General features: G+C 57.3%; 13 protein-coding genes. 4 read left to right on the top strand and 9 right to left on the bottom strand.

Annotation, left to right across the window (positions count from 1 at the left end; genetic code table 11):
* Nucleotides 1-45: 45 nt before the first annotated feature.
* The 5 genes from FHS18_RS26285 to FHS18_RS26265 all read right to left on the bottom strand — a co-directional run bounded on the left by FHS18_RS26285 (nt 46) and on the right by FHS18_RS26265 (nt 9946).
* Nucleotides 46-3477 carry a methyl-accepting chemotaxis protein gene (locus tag FHS18_RS26285; RefSeq protein WP_183603355.1) on the bottom strand — a complete coding sequence of 1144 codons (3432 nt, stop codon included), beginning with the start codon at nt 3475-3477 and terminating at the stop codon, nt 46-48.
* A gap of 87 nt (nt 3478-3564) precedes the next feature.
* A complete protein-coding gene (locus FHS18_RS26280; protein WP_246427918.1) occupies nt 3565-5625 on the bottom strand; it encodes a chemotaxis protein CheA in 2061 nt (686 codons plus the stop codon).
* 12 nt (nt 5626-5637) lie between these two features.
* On the bottom strand, nt 5638-6063 hold the full coding sequence (locus tag FHS18_RS26275; protein ID WP_343060684.1) for a chemotaxis protein CheW: 426 nt from the start codon (nt 6061-6063) through the stop codon (nt 5638-5640).
* A gap of 206 nt (nt 6064-6269) precedes the next feature.
* Entirely contained in the window at nt 6270-6929 is a 660-nt protein-coding gene (locus tag FHS18_RS26270; RefSeq protein ID WP_343060683.1) for a response regulator transcription factor, read from the bottom strand.
* Nucleotides 6930-6937: 8 nt separating this feature from the next.
* Nucleotides 6938-9946 (bottom strand): PAS domain S-box protein, encoded by a 3009-nt coding sequence (locus tag FHS18_RS26265; protein ID WP_183603352.1) that lies wholly within the window; start codon nt 9944-9946, stop codon nt 6938-6940.
* A gap of 350 nt (nt 9947-10296) precedes the next feature.
* On the opposite strand from FHS18_RS26265, the gene chrB reads away from it, so the two are divergent.
* The 3 genes from chrB (at nt 10297) to FHS18_RS26250 (ending at nt 12498) form a co-directional block, all read left to right on the top strand.
* Entirely contained in the window at nt 10297-10932 is a 636-nt protein-coding gene (chrB, locus tag FHS18_RS26260) for a chromate efflux transporter ChrB (protein WP_246427917.1), read from the top strand.
* A 5-nt stretch (nt 10933-10937) separates the two neighbouring features.
* Nucleotides 10938-11480, top strand: a complete 543-nt coding sequence (gene chrA / locus FHS18_RS26255; RefSeq protein ID WP_183603389.1) for a chromate efflux transporter ChrA — start codon at nt 10938-10940, stop codon at nt 11478-11480.
* A gap of 130 nt (nt 11481-11610) precedes the next feature.
* Nucleotides 11611-12498: an ornithine carbamoyltransferase gene (locus tag FHS18_RS26250; RefSeq protein ID WP_183603351.1), complete on the top strand. Its 888-nt coding sequence runs from the start codon at nt 11611-11613 to the stop codon at nt 12496-12498.
* A 104-nt stretch (nt 12499-12602) separates the two neighbouring features.
* Here FHS18_RS26250 and FHS18_RS26245 read toward each other — a convergent pair whose 3' ends face one another.
* The 3 genes from FHS18_RS26245 to FHS18_RS26235 are packed head-to-tail and all read right to left on the bottom strand — an operon-like array spanning nt 12603 to nt 15489.
* Complete coding sequence (locus FHS18_RS26245; RefSeq protein ID WP_183603350.1) at nt 12603-13448, bottom strand: ABC transporter ATP-binding protein; 846 nt, start codon at nt 13446-13448, stop codon at nt 12603-12605.
* Between the two features lie 16 nt (nt 13449-13464).
* Nucleotides 13465-14505, bottom strand: a complete 1041-nt coding sequence (locus FHS18_RS26240) for a FecCD family ABC transporter permease (protein ID WP_183603349.1) — start codon at nt 14503-14505, stop codon at nt 13465-13467.
* A 3-nt stretch (nt 14506-14508) separates the two neighbouring features.
* Nucleotides 14509-15489 (bottom strand): FecCD family ABC transporter permease, encoded by a 981-nt coding sequence (locus FHS18_RS26235; RefSeq protein WP_183603348.1) that lies wholly within the window; start codon nt 15487-15489, stop codon nt 14509-14511.
* Nucleotides 15490-15707: 218 nt separating this feature from the next.
* Here FHS18_RS26235 and FHS18_RS26230 point away from each other — a divergent pair, with 218 nt between their 5' ends.
* Entirely contained in the window at nt 15708-16748 is a 1041-nt protein-coding gene (locus tag FHS18_RS26230) for an ABC transporter substrate-binding protein (RefSeq protein WP_183603347.1), read from the top strand.
* An 83-nt stretch (nt 16749-16831) separates the two neighbouring features.
* Here the strand turns inward: FHS18_RS26230 and FHS18_RS26225 are convergent, their stop codons facing one another.
* Nucleotides 16832-17068, bottom strand: a complete 237-nt coding sequence (locus tag FHS18_RS26225) for a DUF6953 family protein (RefSeq protein ID WP_183603346.1) — start codon at nt 17066-17068, stop codon at nt 16832-16834.
* Between the last annotated feature and the right edge of the window lie 107 nt (nt 17069-17175).

Below are 17175 nucleotides of genomic sequence, written 5' to 3'. Positions count from 1 at the left end.
GGGGCAGAGGCCGCAAACCTGAAGGTCTGCGGCATCCTCTCCACCTTAAATGATGATGCGTTCCGGCGCGAACTCGTCAAGCGCCTTGACGACTTGGCCCGAGGTCTCATGCAGTTCCGCCATCTGATCCAACATGCGCTGGATATCGCGCACGCTATCCGAGGATCCGCCTTTCGTCGAACCGAGCTTGTGCAGCTTCTGAACCGCGGCACTCTGTGCTTGGACAGCGTTCGAAGCCTCCTTGGACATGGCCCGGATCTGATCAACCGACCGGACGATATCGCGGCCATGTTTGACCTGCTCTCGGGTTGCCGACGTGACTTGCTTCACTTGCTCGCGAGCGTTAACGACTCCGGCTACGATCTCCCGGACACCGACGGCCTGCTCCTTCGTCGCCTGCGTAACGGCTGCCGCCTGCTTCGTGACCTGACTCGTTGCAAGGACAATATCCGAACTCTGCTTGGCCAACTCTTTGGTCGCGACCGTGATCTGGCGTACCTGCTCTCGCGCATTCACGACGCCGGCTACGACTTCTTGGACGCCGATTGCCTGCTCCTTCACCGCTTGCGTGACTAATGCGGCTTGCTCGGTCACTTGTTCCATCTGGCTCGTCATGGATACGCCTTGCTTGGCTTGACTCACCATGGACGACGTCACCTGACGAACTTGTTCACGCGCGTTGGCAACGCCCTTGACGATCTCTTCGATGCCAAGCGCCTGCTCCTTCGTCGCTTGCGTCACCATCACGGCTTGCTTCGTCACGTTGTCGACGGCACGCACGATTTCATTCCCTTGCTTGGCTTGCTCAGCGGTCGCAACGGTAATCTGACGCACCTGCTCACGCGCATTGGCAATGCCAAGGATAATTTCCTCCATACCGCTTGCTTGCTCGCGAACCGCAGTCGTGACCATTGCCGCTTGCTTCGTCACACTCTCGACGGCACCGGTTACCGTGCGGCCATGACCCGCCTGCTCGGTCATCGCGACCGTGATCTGACGTACCTGTTCCCGCGCATTCACAATGCCGCGAAGCACGGAATCGACGTTCTCCGTCTGCTCCTTCGTCGCCTGCGTGACCAGATCGGATTGCTTCTTCACATTGTCCATCGCTTGCACGATATCACGGCTTTGCTTGGCCTGCTCCACCGTCGCGACAGTGACCTGGCGCACCTGCTCGCGGGCATTGCCGATGCCTTTAATGATTTCCTGCACGCCGATCGTCTGCTCTTTCATCGCCTGCGTCACCCTCTCGGCTTGAGACGTTACGTTCTCGACCGTCGTTACGACCTGCTGGCTCTGCTTCGCCTGTTGAAGCGTGGCTGTCGTGACCTGCTTCACTTGATCTCTCGCATTGCCGACACCTTGAATAATTTCTTGGACGCCGGAGGCTTGCTCTCTCATCGCCAGCGTCACCATGTCCGCTTGGCCGCTCACTTCGCCGATGGCGCGAACGATCTGTTCGCTTCCCTTAGCCTGCTCCGTCGTTGCCGTCGTGATCTGGCGGATCTCTCTTGTAATGCTTTCAACCCCGACGACGATCTTCTCGATCGCGCTGCCCGTGTTCTCCGCCAGCTTGTTGCCTTGCTCCACCTTCATGGTTCCGGTCTCGATCGCTTTGATCGCATTGGTCGTCTCGCCCTGGATTCCCTTAATGAGCGCAGCGATTTCCTTCGTCGCCTTGGCGCTGCGCTCAGCCAGCTTGCGAACCTCGTCGGCGACGACGGCAAAACCTTTGCCATGCTCGCCTGCGCGGGCTGCTTCGATCGCTGCATTGAGCGCGAGCAAATTCGTCTGTTCGGCGATGTCATCGATCACTTCGATGATGCTGCCGATTTCATCTGAACTTTTGCCCAGGTTCCCCATGACGCTCGCCGCCTGCTGCACGACCTCGGAGATCTCCTTCATGCCCAGGATCGACTGCGTCACCGCGCGTTGTCCTTCTCTGGCATCCACCTGCACTTGGTCGGTCAGCACATTGACGTTCTGCGCATTGCCCGCAACCTGCTCGATCGAAGCGGCCATCTCTTGGATCGCGGCCGAAGTGTCGGTCGCCGAACGTTGAAGACGCTCCGCGTTGCCGGCTACCCCTTGAATAGAGCGGCCCATCTGTTCGATCGACGCCGAGATTTGCTCGACGGAGCTCGCCGTGCTCTCCGAATTACCCGCGACTTGCTGGATCGAAGCGACCAGGTCCTGCATGGAAGATGTCGATTCGTAAGCCGAATTCGTCAAGCTGACCGCGTTCTGCGCCACGCCTTCGATCGATTTGCCCATCTGCTCAATAGAGGCGGAGATCTGCTCCACCGAACTGGCGGTACTCTCGGCATTGCCCGCGACTTGCTGGATCGAGGCAACCATCTCTTGAATGGCATGGGAGGTTTCATCGGTCGAGCCATTCAAGCTCACCGCGTTCTGCGCCACGCCTTTGACGGAAGCAGCCAACTCCTCGATCGCTGCCGAGATCTCTTCCACAGAGCCTGTCGTGCTCTTGCTGTTGCCCGCCACCTGCGTAATCGATGCGACGAGCTCTTCGACAACCGCGGTCGTTTCTTCGGCGGAACCGGTCAGGCTGACCGCGTTCTCGGCTACGCCTTTGACCGACTTGCCCATCTGCTCGATGGAAGCGGAGATTTGCTCCACCGAACTGGCCGTGCTGGCACTGTTGCCCGCTACCTGTTGAATGGAAGCGACCATCTCCTGAATCGCGGCTGCCGTCTCCTCCGTCGAAGCCGTGAGGCTGACGGCATTGCCCGCCACGCCTCTGACCGAATGCCCCATCTCCTCGATCGAGGCGGAAATTTCCTCCACGGATGCCGACGTGCTCTCGGAGTTGGCCGCGACCTGGCGGATGGATTCCACCAATTCCTTCACCGTTCCGGTCGTCTGCTCGGCGGATGCGGTCATTTTATCGGCATTCGCCGCTACGCCGCTGATCGATTTGGCCATCTGTTCGATGGAAGCGGAGATCTGCTCGACCGAGGCTGCCGTGCTCTCGGAGTTGCCCGCGACTTGCTGGACGGATGCCGCCATCTCTTGAATGGCTGCCGAAGTTTCTTCCGCCGATGCCGTTAGGCTGTCAGCCGTTCCGGACACGCCTGTGATCGATTTGCCCATCTCTTCGATGGAAGCCGAAATCTCTTCCACGGATCTGCTCGTGCTGTCGCTGTTGCCGGCCACCTGCTCAATGGAAGCGACCATTTCGGTCAGCGCATGGGACGTCTCTTCCGTTGATTGGTTCAAGCTCCCCAATGTCTTATGGACGCTATCGAAAGACCCCGTCAGTCCTTCCAACTGTTCGCTTGTCGCTTCAGCTGTGGCAGCCTGCTCGCGAACGCCGTCGCCGATCATCTGCTTCAACTGCCCGACGTCCTTCAGCTTGCTGTGGATCAGTTTGGCATGTTCAGCGGCAATCGTCAGTCTCCGGAACGTCACGGATTCCTTCATAAACTTAAGACCCATCTTTTCTTTGAAACTCATGATGTCGTATCCCCCTGTGATGGTATGAACTGTTGCTTACCTGTTGTGTGGTTAAACGTTAACGTTCGATCTATGTCAGGCATTCCGCTAGGATGCGCCTTCTTCGATATAAACCGGTTTGGTCTGTCCGGCCAGTTGGAATATGCCCGTTACATCCAGGATCAGCGCCACGCTGCCATCCCCTAGAATGGTCGCGCCCGAAACGCCGTCTATCTTGCCGATATAGGATCCGGTCGACTTGACGACAATCTCCTGATTGCCGATCAACTCGTCGACAATCAGACCGATTCGCTTCTCGGCGATCCCGACGATGACGACGAATACGTTATCGCGGGTACGCGGTTTTCTTGGAATATGGAATTGATCGTGCAGCCAGAGGAGCGGAATGACCTTCTCGCGATTCTTCACGACCGGCTGCCCTTTCAGCGAATAGATATCCCGCTTGTCATAACGGACAATCTCGACTACGCTGCCCATCGGGAGGGCGAAGGTCGACGTATTCAATTTCACCAGCAGCCCTCTTAGAATCGCCAGCGTCAGCGGCAGCTTGATGATGAAGGTCGTGCCTTGCCCCTGCGTAGTCTGTACATCGATTAGGCCGTTCAGCTTCTCAATGTGGTTGCGCACGATATCCATCCCGACGCCGCGGCCGGATACATCGCTGATCGTGCTCGCGGTAGAGAAGCCCGGAAGGAACACCAGCTCGATGCACTCCTGATCGGTAAGCGCGTCAGCCGCCTGTTGGCTTAGCAGTCCCTTGCGTACCGCCGATTGCTTCATCCGTACCGGATCAATTCCCGCCCCATCGTCCTCGACGGTCAGCACGACCTGATTCTCCTGATGCGCGGCGCTGATGCGGACCGTGCCGACAAGCGGCTTGCCCATCGCTAGGCGCTGCTCCTTGCTCTCGATTCCATGGTCAATCGCATTGCGCAGCAGATGGATAAGCGGATCGCCGATCTCCTCGATCACCGTCCGGTCGAGCTCCGTCTCCTCGCCTTCCATTACAAGATGAATCTCTTTCCGCAGCGTTTGCGACAGATCGCGCACCATGCGGGGGAAGCGATTGAACAACTGGCCGATCGGCAGCATTCTCGTCTTCATGACGCTTTCCTGCAACTCCCCGATAACGCGGGTGAAGTGGTTCGCCACCTGCTCGAGCACGTCGATATTCTCATCGCTCGGATACGCATCGCGCAGCCGGTTCCCCAGCTGGATAATGCGGGTCTGGTCGATGACCAGTTCGCCGACGAGATTCATCATGTTCTCGATCCGGTCCACGCCCACGCGAATCGTCTGGCTCAGCCGCTTCGCGTCCTGCTCTTTGCCCGCGGGCGATGCGGACGCGCTCTGCTCGACAATCGGCGCAAGCGCCGATTCCGTTTCTTGCGCTCGCAGCATATCGCACCGAAAGCCCGAGATATGCGTCTGCTCCACGTCCATCAGATTACTGATCTGACGCTGCAGTTCTTCCCCGTCAAAAGCCGAGGCGACCAGGAAGCAGATTTCCCTTGCTTCCATGCTCTCCGTCAACTCCGGGTGGACCGCCACTACGAACCCGCCTGCGTTCAGCCGCTCGGCGATGACATGGCCGCGCACCTGCTTCATCTCGCACAGTTCGGATAGCATTACCCGGCACAGGAAAGCGCCCATGCCGTCAAGCTCCGCCTGCAATAACGCCGCGGCATGCTCTTCGTTCCATTCGAAGGGATGCTCGCCTGCTTCGGCAACTCCCGGGTTATGAACCGCGACCGGCTTCTCTTGGCCCCCGTCCCCGAGGGAACGCAGCTCGGCGACGATCGCGTCCGTTGCAGTATGAGAGGTCCGATCCGCTTCAATATCTTCCTTCAGCAGCCGGAGCGTGTCCAAGCATTGGAACAGTACATTCACCGCTTCGGTCGTGACCGGTAGCTTGCCATGACGGATCTGATCCAGCACATTCTCCATTTCGTGCGTCAGCTGCTTCATCTCATTGAATCCCATGGCCGCCGACGAGCCTTTGAGCGTATGGGCTACCCGGAAGATACTCTGAATATTCTTGTCGGTATATCCTGCCGTCTCTAGCGCCAAGATCTCGATCTCCAGCTTCTCCAGCTCCTCGTTCACCTCGGAGAGGAATGCCTCCATCATTTCTTTACGGTCAAACAATGTCTTCCCCCCTTACCCCGCCAATACTTGTTCGATATTTAACACGCACGTAATCTCTTCCTGAACCAGCCCGATCCCCTGCATAAAATGGCGGTCGACCGCCGAGGACGTATCGGAGGTCGGCTGAATCTCGGTAAAGGTGGTCACCTGTTCCACCGCATCCACCACGATTCCGACCAGCTCGTCCTTGTACTTGGCCACGACGATCCGGGTATGCTTGCTGTTGTCGGCCGGCTCCATCTTAAACCGTCTGCGCAAGTTAATGACCGGCAGAATCTTGCCCCGCAAATTCGTGACGCCCTCGAGAAAAGGCTGACTCTTGGGAACCGCCGTAATGGCTTGCATCTTAATGATTTCATAGACTTCGGATATATGAATGCCATAGCGCTCTTGACCCAGCGCGATGACAACGTATTGCAATTCTTGCTCCGTCTCCACGTTAACTTCCCTCCTCCATGAGGTCGTTGCTCTCTTCATGTATTCACTATACAAGGCCAAGCTCCGCCGGAAACCGAAAACCATGCGCGGTATCGCGCAATTAAATTGCGCGGTCCCCGCAAGCGGGCCGCTACCCAGGTTCGTAAACGCAAAACAACCTCCCGGGCCTTCATAGGCGGGAGGTTGTTCATCTCTTGCTTGGTTATTTACAGGAAGTCGTCGGACAGCAGGATTTTCAGCTCCTTCGCCTTCACGACGGCCTCCACGCGAGACTTCACCTGAAGCCTCTGGAAGATTTGCGTTAACCCGTACTCGAGCGATCGCTGGCTCATCAGCATCGTATCGGCAATTTCGCGATTGCTTTTGCCTTTGGCGAGGTGCTTCAGAATCTCGATGTCCTTCGCCGTAATCGAGGCGGTTGCCTCCGGCTTATCGGCGGAACCGGCTGCCGCCGTGCCGCGCCGCAGCTCCTTGAGCAAGCCAAGCGGAAGCACCACCTCGCCGCGCAGCGCGCAGCGTATGGCGGTCACCAGCTGATCTTGCGTCGCCGTCTTGGAGACGAAGCCGGATACCCCGCTGTCCATGAACAGATTGAAATGCGGCGTTATATCATACCCGGTATAAATGAGAATGACTGCGTTCGGAGTCGTCTGCAGCACTTCCTTGGCCAATTCCAGGCCGTTCATCTGCGGCATATATAAATCAAACAGCATCACATCGAATCGGCCATCCGGAATGATCGACAACGCCTCCGAAGCGGATGTGCTGATCGTGACATCGATATCGCCGGCTTTCTCCAGCATGGCGCGCGTCCCTTCCATGACGGACGGATGATCATCGACGATTAATACTCGTATCAAGCCCACATACCCCTTTATGTCCATAAAGTTGGAAAATGAATAGAAATTGAAAGACCAGGCCGCAGATCCGGCTCAATCCGCACCGTACCGTTCAGGCTGCGCGCGCGCTCTTGGATGCCGCTCAGACCCATGCTGCCGTTTGCAGCCGTAGTCACATGCTTCATGCCGATTCCGTTATCGGCGTACAAGAGCCGCAGCGAATCGCCGTCATCCACGAGCTGAAAACGAACCACCGACGCGTTCGAATGCTTCGAGGCATTGGCGAGCAGTTCCTGTACGATACGGTAAATGCTTAGCGCAAGCTCATCGTTCAATTGATCGCGGATCCGGACCGCTTCGAATTCCACCGTGTAATCCGAACGGAGCTGGGTAATCTCGAACAGCTGCTGGAGCGAAGGCACCAGGCCAAGTTCCTTCAAAAGCGGCGGCCGCAATTCGTTGCACGTCAGACGAATCTGATAGACGACATCGAGCAGCCCTTCCCTGATCCGCTCCAGCTCATCACGGCTGTTCTCGTTCAATCCTCCTTCGGAGAGGAGCATATCCAGCTTCCGGTACCAGATAATTTGTTCCTGAAGCGCCGAGTCATGCAGATCTTGCGCAAGCGACTTGCGTTCCTTCTCCGATAAGGTGAATAGGAACCGGGAGAACCACGCCGGTACCTGCTGATTCTCCTTGGTCTGCTTCAGCTCTGCCGTAAGATCCTCGATCATTTTGAAATTATCGTAGATGTTGTTCACGTAACGGATCATCGTCTTCAACCATACTAGCTTCGATTCGTGCTGCGACCGCATCGGAAGCCGGCTCAGATACAGTACGTGCTCCTGATTGTGAAAGTTGCCGATGTATACGTAATGTCCCTCCTCGCAATCGTTCAGTTCACCGATCTCGCGATTGGGGTTATTTTCTTCAAGGTACCGGCACAGCTGGTGGGGATAGCTTTCCTTCTCCACGATGCAGCGTCCTGCTCCGTCAAGGGTTAGCAGCTGCACCTGTTCCACCGCCAGAACCTCCTGTATTTCTTGGAGCAGCCGCTGCTCCAGCTCGTGGACGGACATAATGGAGAACAGATCCTTGGAGAACCGGTCCAAGCGTATTTGAAGCCGTTGGAAACGTTCCTCGCTCTCCTTCAGCCGAAGCTCGGCCAGATGCTTCTCCTCTTCCATCCTCTTGCGCGCCGTAATGTCCCTCACGACGGACAGATAGGCGAAATCCCCATTGAAGGAAATCGGCGAACTCGTCACCTCGATATCCAAGCCGCTGCCGTCCAGACGAAGAAGGCGCAATTCCGTTAATTCAGCCCGGTTGCCTTGCTCCAATTGGCGCATGCGTTCATGCGTACTCGCTTTATAGGTGTTATCGATCAATCCGAAAACGTCGTATCCGATCAGTTCCTCTTTCGAGGAGGCACCTAACAGACGAATGGCCGCAGGATTGATGAAAGCTAGCTTTTTGTCTTTCACGACCATAACGGCATCCGGCGAAAGCTCGAACAGCTGCCTGTACCGTTCCTCGCTTTCCTTAAGCGCGAGTTCGGCCTGTTTGCGTTCGCTGATATCATGAAAGATATACTCCTCCGTCTCGGTCTCCGGCTCGTAGCCCTTACGCGCTTCGATCAGGATGAGTCGGCCGTCTAGGCGCCTGATTTTCATCTCGAAGGGTTTATCCAGTTCAAGCGTCTCCAGAGCGTCCGCGGTCATGCCATCCGGCAAGAAATATTCGATCGGGCAGGCCAACGCTTCCTGAGGGGTTGCAGCTCCAAGCAGTTCTGCCGCCGCCTTGTTCAAAAAGACGAGCTTGCCGTTGCGGACGGCCCCAATCGCTTGCGGCGAGTATTCCACTAGCGAGCGATAGCGTCTCTCGCTCTCTTCAAGCAACTTCTCCTTGTACACCTTGGCGGAGATGTCGCGCGCGACGACCACGATGCTCACGACCTTGCCGTCCTTATCGAATATAGGGGCGCCTTTAAGTTCCATATCGACCAAATGTCCCTGTTTGTGCACATACCGCAAGCGGATCTCATGCGCAAGCCCTGTTGCGACTACCTTCGCGATCGCCTCTCGGGCTACCGGCGCATCCTCGGCGTAGACATATTGGTAGGGCTGACTGGCCATGAATTCATCCGCAGCATAACCGAGCACGTGGCCTAGCGAAGGCGAAATGAAGATTGCGCCGCCCTGAGCGCTTACGATCGAGATCACATCCGACATATGCTCCGTGAGCAGATGAAACAACCGAATCGATTCCTTCAGCTGGCACTCCAGATGACGCTGCTCGGTAATATCGCGGCAAATGGCATAAATGCCTTGAAGCTCCCCATTCAGAATAATCGGGGCGCAAGTGACCGACCATAACAGCGAGACGCCGTGAATCGGCGTCGACAGCACTTCCACGCTCGGGGAGTGCCCTGATCGGGCAGCCGCGAACATCTCCTCGATCTTAGGAAGTTCGCTGTCCAGCAGGAACTGGCAGATCGGCGCCCCCAACAGCTCTTCTTCAGTCGCGCCGAACAGCGCTACGGTATCCTTATTGATTGCTTTTAGATTTCCCTCCAAGTCGAATTCCATGACAAGATCCCGGTTGTTCTCGAATAACGAGCGGTATCTTCGCTCTTGCAGCGCTATTTCCTGCTCCTTCCGCTTACGGATGGTAATATCCACAACGATGGATTCGTAATAATTCGCCTTCCCTTCTTCCTCAATGGGAACCGTCCGGATCTGAAGCCACTTCAATTCGCCGGCCTTCGTGCGAATTCGATATTCGCATATACTTGGCAAGTGCGCACGCGCATCCTCCCTCGCTTGATGAAGTACCGGCAGGTCCTCCGGAATAATCAGCTTCGTCCAATTGGGCGCATGCCAAAAATGCTCCGGCGGATATCCCGTAATCGCCAGAATGCTTGGCGAAACAGAGATCGTATTATGAAGAATATCGTTAGAGACAATGGCGATATCGAGCGTCTCCATTAAATGATCCAGACGGCTTAAGTATCTCTGCCCGTCTGTGAACGGCAGTTTCTCCATCGCCGATTCCCCCCTCTAGATTTGAAGTTCGTCTTGCAACACTGATGACTAGCATCCCCGATGATCATGCTGAATCATCATTATACATGCATCCTGCAGCCGATTATAACCGGGAATGGATGTCATGCCTGCCAGATCCGATAGGCAAACCCCACAGTCCCCACCGTGCATCATGCACAGCCCTCCGACGGATATTTGGGTGGCATCGTGCATTTTTCCTCCCTTGGATTGAAAAGTAGGCGTCGGCCGTTTTATAGTAAGACCTATCATAGGGCTGCTCTACGTACCGCCGCATGTACCTCGGGCAGGCGAAGCGGCTGCTCGGACACGGTCGAATCTGGCAGAGGGGAATGAAGCTCGTACATATGGAGAAGGAACACGAACGACACTACGCCGCGCTATCCTGGGCGATGTTCAAGACAGGCGTGCTTGGCTACGGAGGCGGACCGTCCGTTATACCGCTCATCCGATACGAAGCGGTCACGCGATACCGCTGGCTGGGGGATGACGAATTCGCCGAAATTCTGGCGCTCGCCAACGCGCTTCCCGGACCGATCGCTACGAAGATGGCGGCCTATCTAGGCTACCGCAAGCAAGGGACGCTGGGCGCGGTCGTCGCCGTCCTCGCGCATATCATGCCATCGGCCATCGCGATGGTCGCCTTGCTCTCAGCGGTCAATTACTTGCGGGATAACCCGATTATTCAAGGCATGATCGCCGCGGTTATTCCGGTCATCGCCGTGATGCTCGGCGTTATGGCGTACGAATTCGCGCAGCGGGCCGTCAAAGGCTTGGGCAAATATGCGGGCTTCGGCTTCTTCCTGATCGCTTTCTTGCTGCTGCAGGTGATCGACATTCAAGATGCGGTCGCCATCGCGTTGTTCCTCGGCTACGGCGCGGTGCATTTCAAACTGCTCGCCTGGTGGAAGCAGCGCAAAACCAAGGGCAAAGGCGAACGCGTGAATGAGACGGGAGGAGGCGAGTAATCATGATGGATTGGCTTGAACTGCTGCTCGGCTTCTTCGTCGCTAACGTGCTCGGCTATGGGGGCGGACCCGCTTCGATTCCGCTTATGTATCACGAGATCGTCGACCGTTACCAGTGGACGACAGATGAACAATTCTCGAATATTCTCGCTCTGGGCAATGCGCTCCCGGGACCGATCGCCACGAAGATTGCCGCCTTCGTCGGCTATGACCAACTCGGGGTAATCGGGATGATCATCGCGCTTGCCGCAACGGTCGTCCCTTCGGCCGTCGCGCTCATCTTCCTGCTGAACTTGCTGCAGAAGCACCGCACGTCGCCGGTCGTTAAAGGAATGACGCTGCTCGTGCAGCCGATCATCGCGATCATGATGGTGCTGCTCACCTGGCAGATGGGTTCGACCGCCTTCGAATCGGCAGGCATATGGCAATCGCTCGCGATCGCTGCCGTCGCATACTGGCTGATGGAGCGTAAGAAAGTCCATCCGGCGATCGTTATCTGTATCGCATTCGTGTACGGCGGCCTCGTGCTGTCGCATGTCATTATATGAACGACGAGAACCGCCTTCTTCGCGAGGGCGGTTTTCGTTGTATTTTTATCCATTGGATTGTATATTTATTTAATCTGTTGTATAAAAATACGCATCGGTCTAGATAGGCCGGAGTTAAGGAGGATCCCTCATGCATATGATTCAGCTTGCCGACCTAACGTCGGAGCAGCTGGAAGCCATTCTCGAGCTCGCCGACCAGCTTTCAGCCCATCCGGGACAGCGGTTGCTCGCGGGAAGAACGTTCATCCTGTTCTTCCCGGAGACGAGCCTCCGGACCCGGGTGACGTTCGAGCGAGGAATCGCCGCTCTCGGCGGACATTCCATCCTCTTCCCCCCTGCTTCCCTCGACAAACGGGAGGCGCTACGCGACGTCGCCGGCTATCTCGCCAATTGGGCAGACGGTCTTATCGTCCGGCATCCCCATCATGAACGTATTGCAGAGCTTGCCGCCGTTTCATCCATCCCTGTGGTGAATGCGATGAGCAGCGAAGGCCATCCTTGCGAGATTCTCGCCGACCTGTATGCCCTTCGCGCCTTGCGGCCGCATTACCGGTCGCTGCGTTATACCTTCGTCGGACCAGTGGGCAACATCAGCCGTTCCTGGATGGAAGCAGCCGAAGTGCTGGGCCTCGACTTCCACCATGTATGCGTGCAGGGCGAACGGCTAGGCGAAGACCGGCCATTCTATACGTTCCATACCGAACTGGATCCGGCCCTTGCAGGAAGCGACGTCATCCTGACCGATTCGCTTCCCGGTTATTTGCGCTACGACGACTATATCTCGCGTTATCAAATTACGTCGGAGCGGCTGCGGCTAGCCGCGCAGGATGTGCTGCTCATTCCGTGTCCGCCCTTCTATCGCGGCGAAGAGGTCAGCGATTGCGCGATCGCGTCCGACGCGTTCGTCGGCTATTCGTTCAAGGCAAGCTTGCTGCCTGTCCAACAGGCGATCCTGTTATATAGCTTGGGCCTCTCCGCGGAAGACGTGGCAGGTGGACGGCCGGTCGTTCATGCTTAACCCGTGAGGCAGCATTCGGGAGGCGGCAATATTCCTCCTGAACCGAACAAATAACCAAAAAGCCCGCGTCTTCGCTCGGAAGACGCGGGCTTTTTGGGTTAGGCTTAGACCGTGGACGGTTCCATGTCGGGAGTCGCTTCCCGCTTGGCGGTCCGGGCAGCCTGTACACGGTTTTTGGCATAAGGGATAATCATCGGCGTGCCGTAGAGCGGATCCGGCATGATCTCGCACTTGAGGGAGAAGACCGTCTCGATCAGCCGCGCATCGATGACATCCTCCGGTTTGCCCTGAGCCTCCACCTTCCCTTGGCGTATCGCGACGATATGGTCCGCATAGCGGCAGGCGAGATTAATATCGTGCAGCACCATCACGATCGTATGCTGATGCTGTACGTTCATCTCATGGAGCAGGTCCAGCACCTCGATCTGATGCGTGAGGTCGAGATAAGTCGTCGGCTCGTCAAGCAGAATGATCGGCGTGCCCTGCGCGAGCGTCATGGCGATCCAGGCCCGCTGGCGCTGACCGCCGGAGAGCGAATCGACCGCTCGGTCGGCAAGCCCGCTCATCCCCGTCGCTTCGAGCGCCGACGCGACGGCCGCTTCGTCCTCCGGCGACCACTGCTTCATCCAGCTTTGATAAGGGTAGCGCCCTTGCTTGACCAACTGCAATACCGTTAAACCCTCCGGCGCCGTCGGTCCCTGTGGCAGAATCGCCAGCTTGCGCGCGACATCCTTCGTCGACATGCCCGCAATATCGTGGCCCTCCAGTAAGACGGAGCCGCGCTGCGGCTTGAGCAGCCGGGCCATCGAGCGCAGCAGCGTCGATTTGCCGCAGCCGTTGCTGCCGATAAAGACGGTGATCTTCCCCTTGGGCAGCGACAAGTTCAAATCTTCGAAGATATAAGCGCCGCCATAAGACAGGCCGAGACCTTGGGCTTCTAATGTACGCATGGATGTACCTCCTGTCTTAATATCGGTTCCGATTCCGGTACAGCAAGAACATAAAGAACGGTGCCCCGATCGCCGCCGTGAACACCCCTGCCGGCACATCGTTCGGCAGGAAGGCCGTGCGCGCGACCAGATCGGCCGCAAGCAGCAGGAGCGCGCCGATCAGCGCGCTGACGGGCAGCACGCTTCCGAAGGAAGCGCCGACCAGCTTGCGCGCCATGTGGGGCGCCATTAGTCCGATGAAACCGATCGCGCCGCCGATCGCGACGGCCGAACCGGCCAACGCCACGCTAAGCACCAACAAGACCAAACGTTGGCGCTGTATCTGGGCACCCGCGCTGCTGGCGACCTCGTCGCCAAGCGCTTGAATATTGACGTTGCGCGCCTGCACCCAAGTAAGCGGAAGCAAGACAAGCACCCAGGGCAGCAGAGTCATCACGTCTTTGTCCCACGAAGCGCCGTAGATGCTCCCCGTCATGAAGGTGAGCGAGCGGTCGGCCAGCTGCAAGGGTCCTGCAATGATCAGCATGTAAGATACCGACTTGATCGCAGCCGAGACGCCGATGCCGATCAGCACCAGGCGGAGCGGCGAGACCCCGTCCTTCCATGCCAGTACGTACAACAGCCCGCTAACGGCAAAGGCGCCGAAGATGGCCGCCACCGGCATCCAGTGAATCGAGAGGGTGTCGGTGAAGAAGAAGATGAACAGCACGGCGCCGAACGAAGCTCCTTCGGTCACGCCCGTCACGTCCGGCGAAGCAAGCGGATTGCGGATAACGCCCTGCAAGACCGCGCCTGCGACGGCGAGCGACGCGCCGACCAACACGGCGATGACGACCCGCGGAAGCCGCAACTTCTCCACGATGACTTCCTCCATCGGAACTCCGTTGCCGAGCAGTACTTTTAGCACATCCAGCGGCGCGATATATTGACTGCCGACTCCTGTACTGATTAGGATAGCGGCCAAGCAGAGAACGAACAAAATCCCCGTTACCCACAGAGTTCTGGTCTCAACGAGCAAGGACAGCTTGCCTGCCCGAATCGATATAAGTTTGCGCATGGGTCAGGTTCGCCTGCCTTTCCTTGCGATGTAGACGAAGAAGGGGACGCCTAAGATCGCGGTCATGACGCCGACCGGCACTTCCTTCGGCATGGCGATATATCGCGAGCCCAGATCCGCGCTGACGAGCAGAACGGCGCCGAGGATCGCGCAATACGGGAGAATCCAACGATAGTCCGTGCCGATCCAGTACCGCACGATATGCGGAATGATAATGCCGACGAAAGCGATCGGCCCCGCCACGGCGACCGATCCACCTGCCAGCAGGATGACCGCGACCGCGGAGAACAGCTTGATGTGGCCCGTGCGCTGGCCGAGTCCCTGCGCGACGTCGTCGCCCATGGCCAGCACGTTCAGATGCCGCGCGAGCAGCAGCGCCACCGCCATGCCGACCCCCATATAAGGCCATACCGCCTGCAATTGCGGCAGATCGCGCCCGGCCACCGAACCGACGAGCCAGACGAGCACTTGATCGAACATTTTGCCGTCGGACAGCATCAATCCCTGGGTCAAGGAAGCGAAAAAGGCAGCCATCGCCGCCCCGGCAAGCGTAATTTTCACCGGCGTCATCCCGTCCCGGCCAATGCTGCCAAGGAAAAATACGATGCCGCCGCTAATCGCGGCTCCGATCAAGGCGACCCAGGTAAAGGCCTGCAGGCCCGAGACGCCAAGCCAACCCGAAGCCAAAATGATAAAAAACGCGGCGCCCGAGTTTACGCCGAGCGTGCTCGGGGACGCAATCGGGTTGCGCGTCATCACCTGCATCACGGCGCCGGCAACGGCCAGGCAGGCACCGACCGATGCGGCGATGAGCGCCCTCGGCACGCGCGTCGTGCGTATAATGAGATGCTGCGTATTCCCGTCATAATGGACGAAAGAATTCCAAACGGCACGCAGCGGAATATCGGTCACGCCGAAGGCGATGCTGCATAGGACGGCGATCGCTAACACCAAGGCGGAAAAGACCAAGCCGATAACTTTCATCAGGTTCACGTTCTTCCATAGAATGTAAGGATAAAATCCCCTTAATACCAGTGTCTGCTAGGTTCATGTTGAATTGTAGAGGATGCACTATGAAGTGTCAACGATTTTGAGAATCGTTCTCACTTTTTAATTGACACGATGTTCAGTGACACTTATAGTAGTTGAGGGCATTGATAACGCTTCTCACACCAGACATCATTTAGGGGGATGAAAGTTTCATGGTAACCACACATAAGAGGAACCACACCCTGCTTCTTGGCCTCATGGCGCTGATCTTGGTCGTCGTCTTGGCCGGTTGCGGAGCGAAGAACAACGAAGGCGGCAATGCGGAGCCAGCGGGCAATGCAGCAGCCAATAATACAACCGCGGCAGGCGAATCGACCGACGCGGCAACGGCGGAAGAGCCGCAATCGCGGGTCGTGAAGCATGCGATGGGCGAGACGACCATTACCGGTACGCCGATGAAAGTCGTCGTTCTGACGAATGAAGGAACTGAAGCCCTGCTGGCGCTTGGCGTTAAGCCGGTAGGCGCGGTGAAATCGTGGACGGGCGATCCGTGGTACGAGCATATCGCGGCGGAGATGGAAGGCGTAACCGAGGTTGGCGAAGAGAGCCAGCCGAACCTTGAGGTGATTGCGGGTCTGCAACCGGATCTCATCATCGGGAACAAGATGCGTCAAGAGAAAGTATACGAACAGCTGAAAGCGATCGCGCCGACCGTCATGTCCGAAGATCTGCGCGGCGAGTGGCAGAACAACTTCAAGCTGTATGCCGAGGCGCTCGGCAAAACCGCCGAAGGCGAAGCGCTGCTGGCGGCCTTCGATGAGCGTATCGCGGACTTCAAGTCGAAAGCCGGCGATAAAGTGAACGAAACGGTATCCGTTGTCCGGTTCATGGATGGCAAGACGCGCGTGTACCACACGAATACCTTCTCGGGCCTGCTCTTCGGTAAACTCGGCCTTGCCCGCACGGAGATGACGAAGAATGCGAAGGATGCATTCGTCGATGAAATTACGAAGGAACGTCTGCCGGAAGCCGACGCCGACCGCCTCTTCTACTTCACGTACGAGACAGGCGACGGCAAAGCGAACGCAACCGAGACGGAATGGACCGGCGACCCGCTCTGGCAGGGACTGAGCGCCGTGAAGAACGGCAAAGCCTACAAAGTGAGCGACGCGATCTGGAACACGGCCGGCGGCATCAAAGCAGCCAACCTGATGCTCGACGAGCTGTACACGATCTACGAGCTTCAGCAATAAGATATGCCAAACAGCCTCTCATCCGACATGAGGGGCTGTTTTGGTTTTATGGCGAAGTGAGTCTGGTGGCAGCCCGGCTCGTTCTACGTCCACGCCCAGAAGAACCCGTCACGATCCCAGGCGACCTTGCCGCGATGAAGCTTGCGGAATGCGCTCTTCACATCCTTGGCGAGAGACGCGTTACCGGCTTCGTTCACGAACACGAATTGCTCCCCGAAGTTGGCCTTTACATAAGCGATGGCATCGCTCTGGGCCAGCGTCCCTTTGAATTGAATTTCATCGACCATCCACTGTGCGACCTGCTGTGCGGTTATTTCCATAATTGTGCCTCCCCAATCGGTTATCGTCCTCTTCTATAGAGGACGGCAGCTTAACGATACGAACCGTTATTCTACCCCAAAATAGGCGGCCCGTCTGCTGTATTCAC

This window comes from Paenibacillus phyllosphaerae (genome assembly GCF_014192105.1).
Taxonomy (GTDB): domain Bacteria; phylum Bacillota; class Bacilli; order Paenibacillales; family Paenibacillaceae; genus Paenibacillus_Z; species Paenibacillus_Z phyllosphaerae.
The sequence above is the reverse complement of the archived record's forward strand: the minus strand, read 5'-3'. Positions and strand labels throughout refer to the sequence as shown.

Bases quoted from the DNA above. Each gene is read 5' to 3' on its own strand.
- FHS18_RS26285 (WP_183603355.1), bottom strand. From the start codon at position 3,477: ATGAGTTTCAAAGAAAAGATGGGTCTTAAGTTTATGAAGGAATCCGTG.
- FHS18_RS26265 (WP_183603352.1), bottom strand. From the start codon at position 9,946: ATGGAGAAACTGCCGTTCACAGACGGGCAGAGATACTTAAGCCGTCTG.
- chrB (WP_246427917.1), top strand. From the start codon at position 10,297: ATGAAGCTCGTACATATGGAGAAGGAACACGAACGACACTACGCCGCG.
- chrA (WP_183603389.1), top strand. From the start codon at position 10,938: ATGGATTGGCTTGAACTGCTGCTCGGCTTCTTCGTCGCTAACGTGCTC.
- FHS18_RS26250 (WP_183603351.1), top strand. From the start codon at position 11,611: ATGCATATGATTCAGCTTGCCGACCTAACGTCGGAGCAGCTGGAAGCC.
- FHS18_RS26245 (WP_183603350.1), bottom strand. From the start codon at position 13,448: ATGCGTACATTAGAAGCCCAAGGTCTCGGCCTGTCTTATGGCGGCGCT.
- FHS18_RS26240 (WP_183603349.1), bottom strand. From the start codon at position 14,505: ATGCGCAAACTTATATCGATTCGGGCAGGCAAGCTGTCCTTGCTCGTT.
- FHS18_RS26235 (WP_183603348.1), bottom strand. From the start codon at position 15,489: ATGAAAGTTATCGGCTTGGTCTTTTCCGCCTTGGTGTTAGCGATCGCC.
- FHS18_RS26230 (WP_183603347.1), top strand. From the start codon at position 15,708: ATGGTAACCACACATAAGAGGAACCACACCCTGCTTCTTGGCCTCATG.
- FHS18_RS26225 (WP_183603346.1), bottom strand. From the start codon at position 17,068: ATGGAAATAACCGCACAGCAGGTCGCACAGTGGATGGTCGATGAAATT.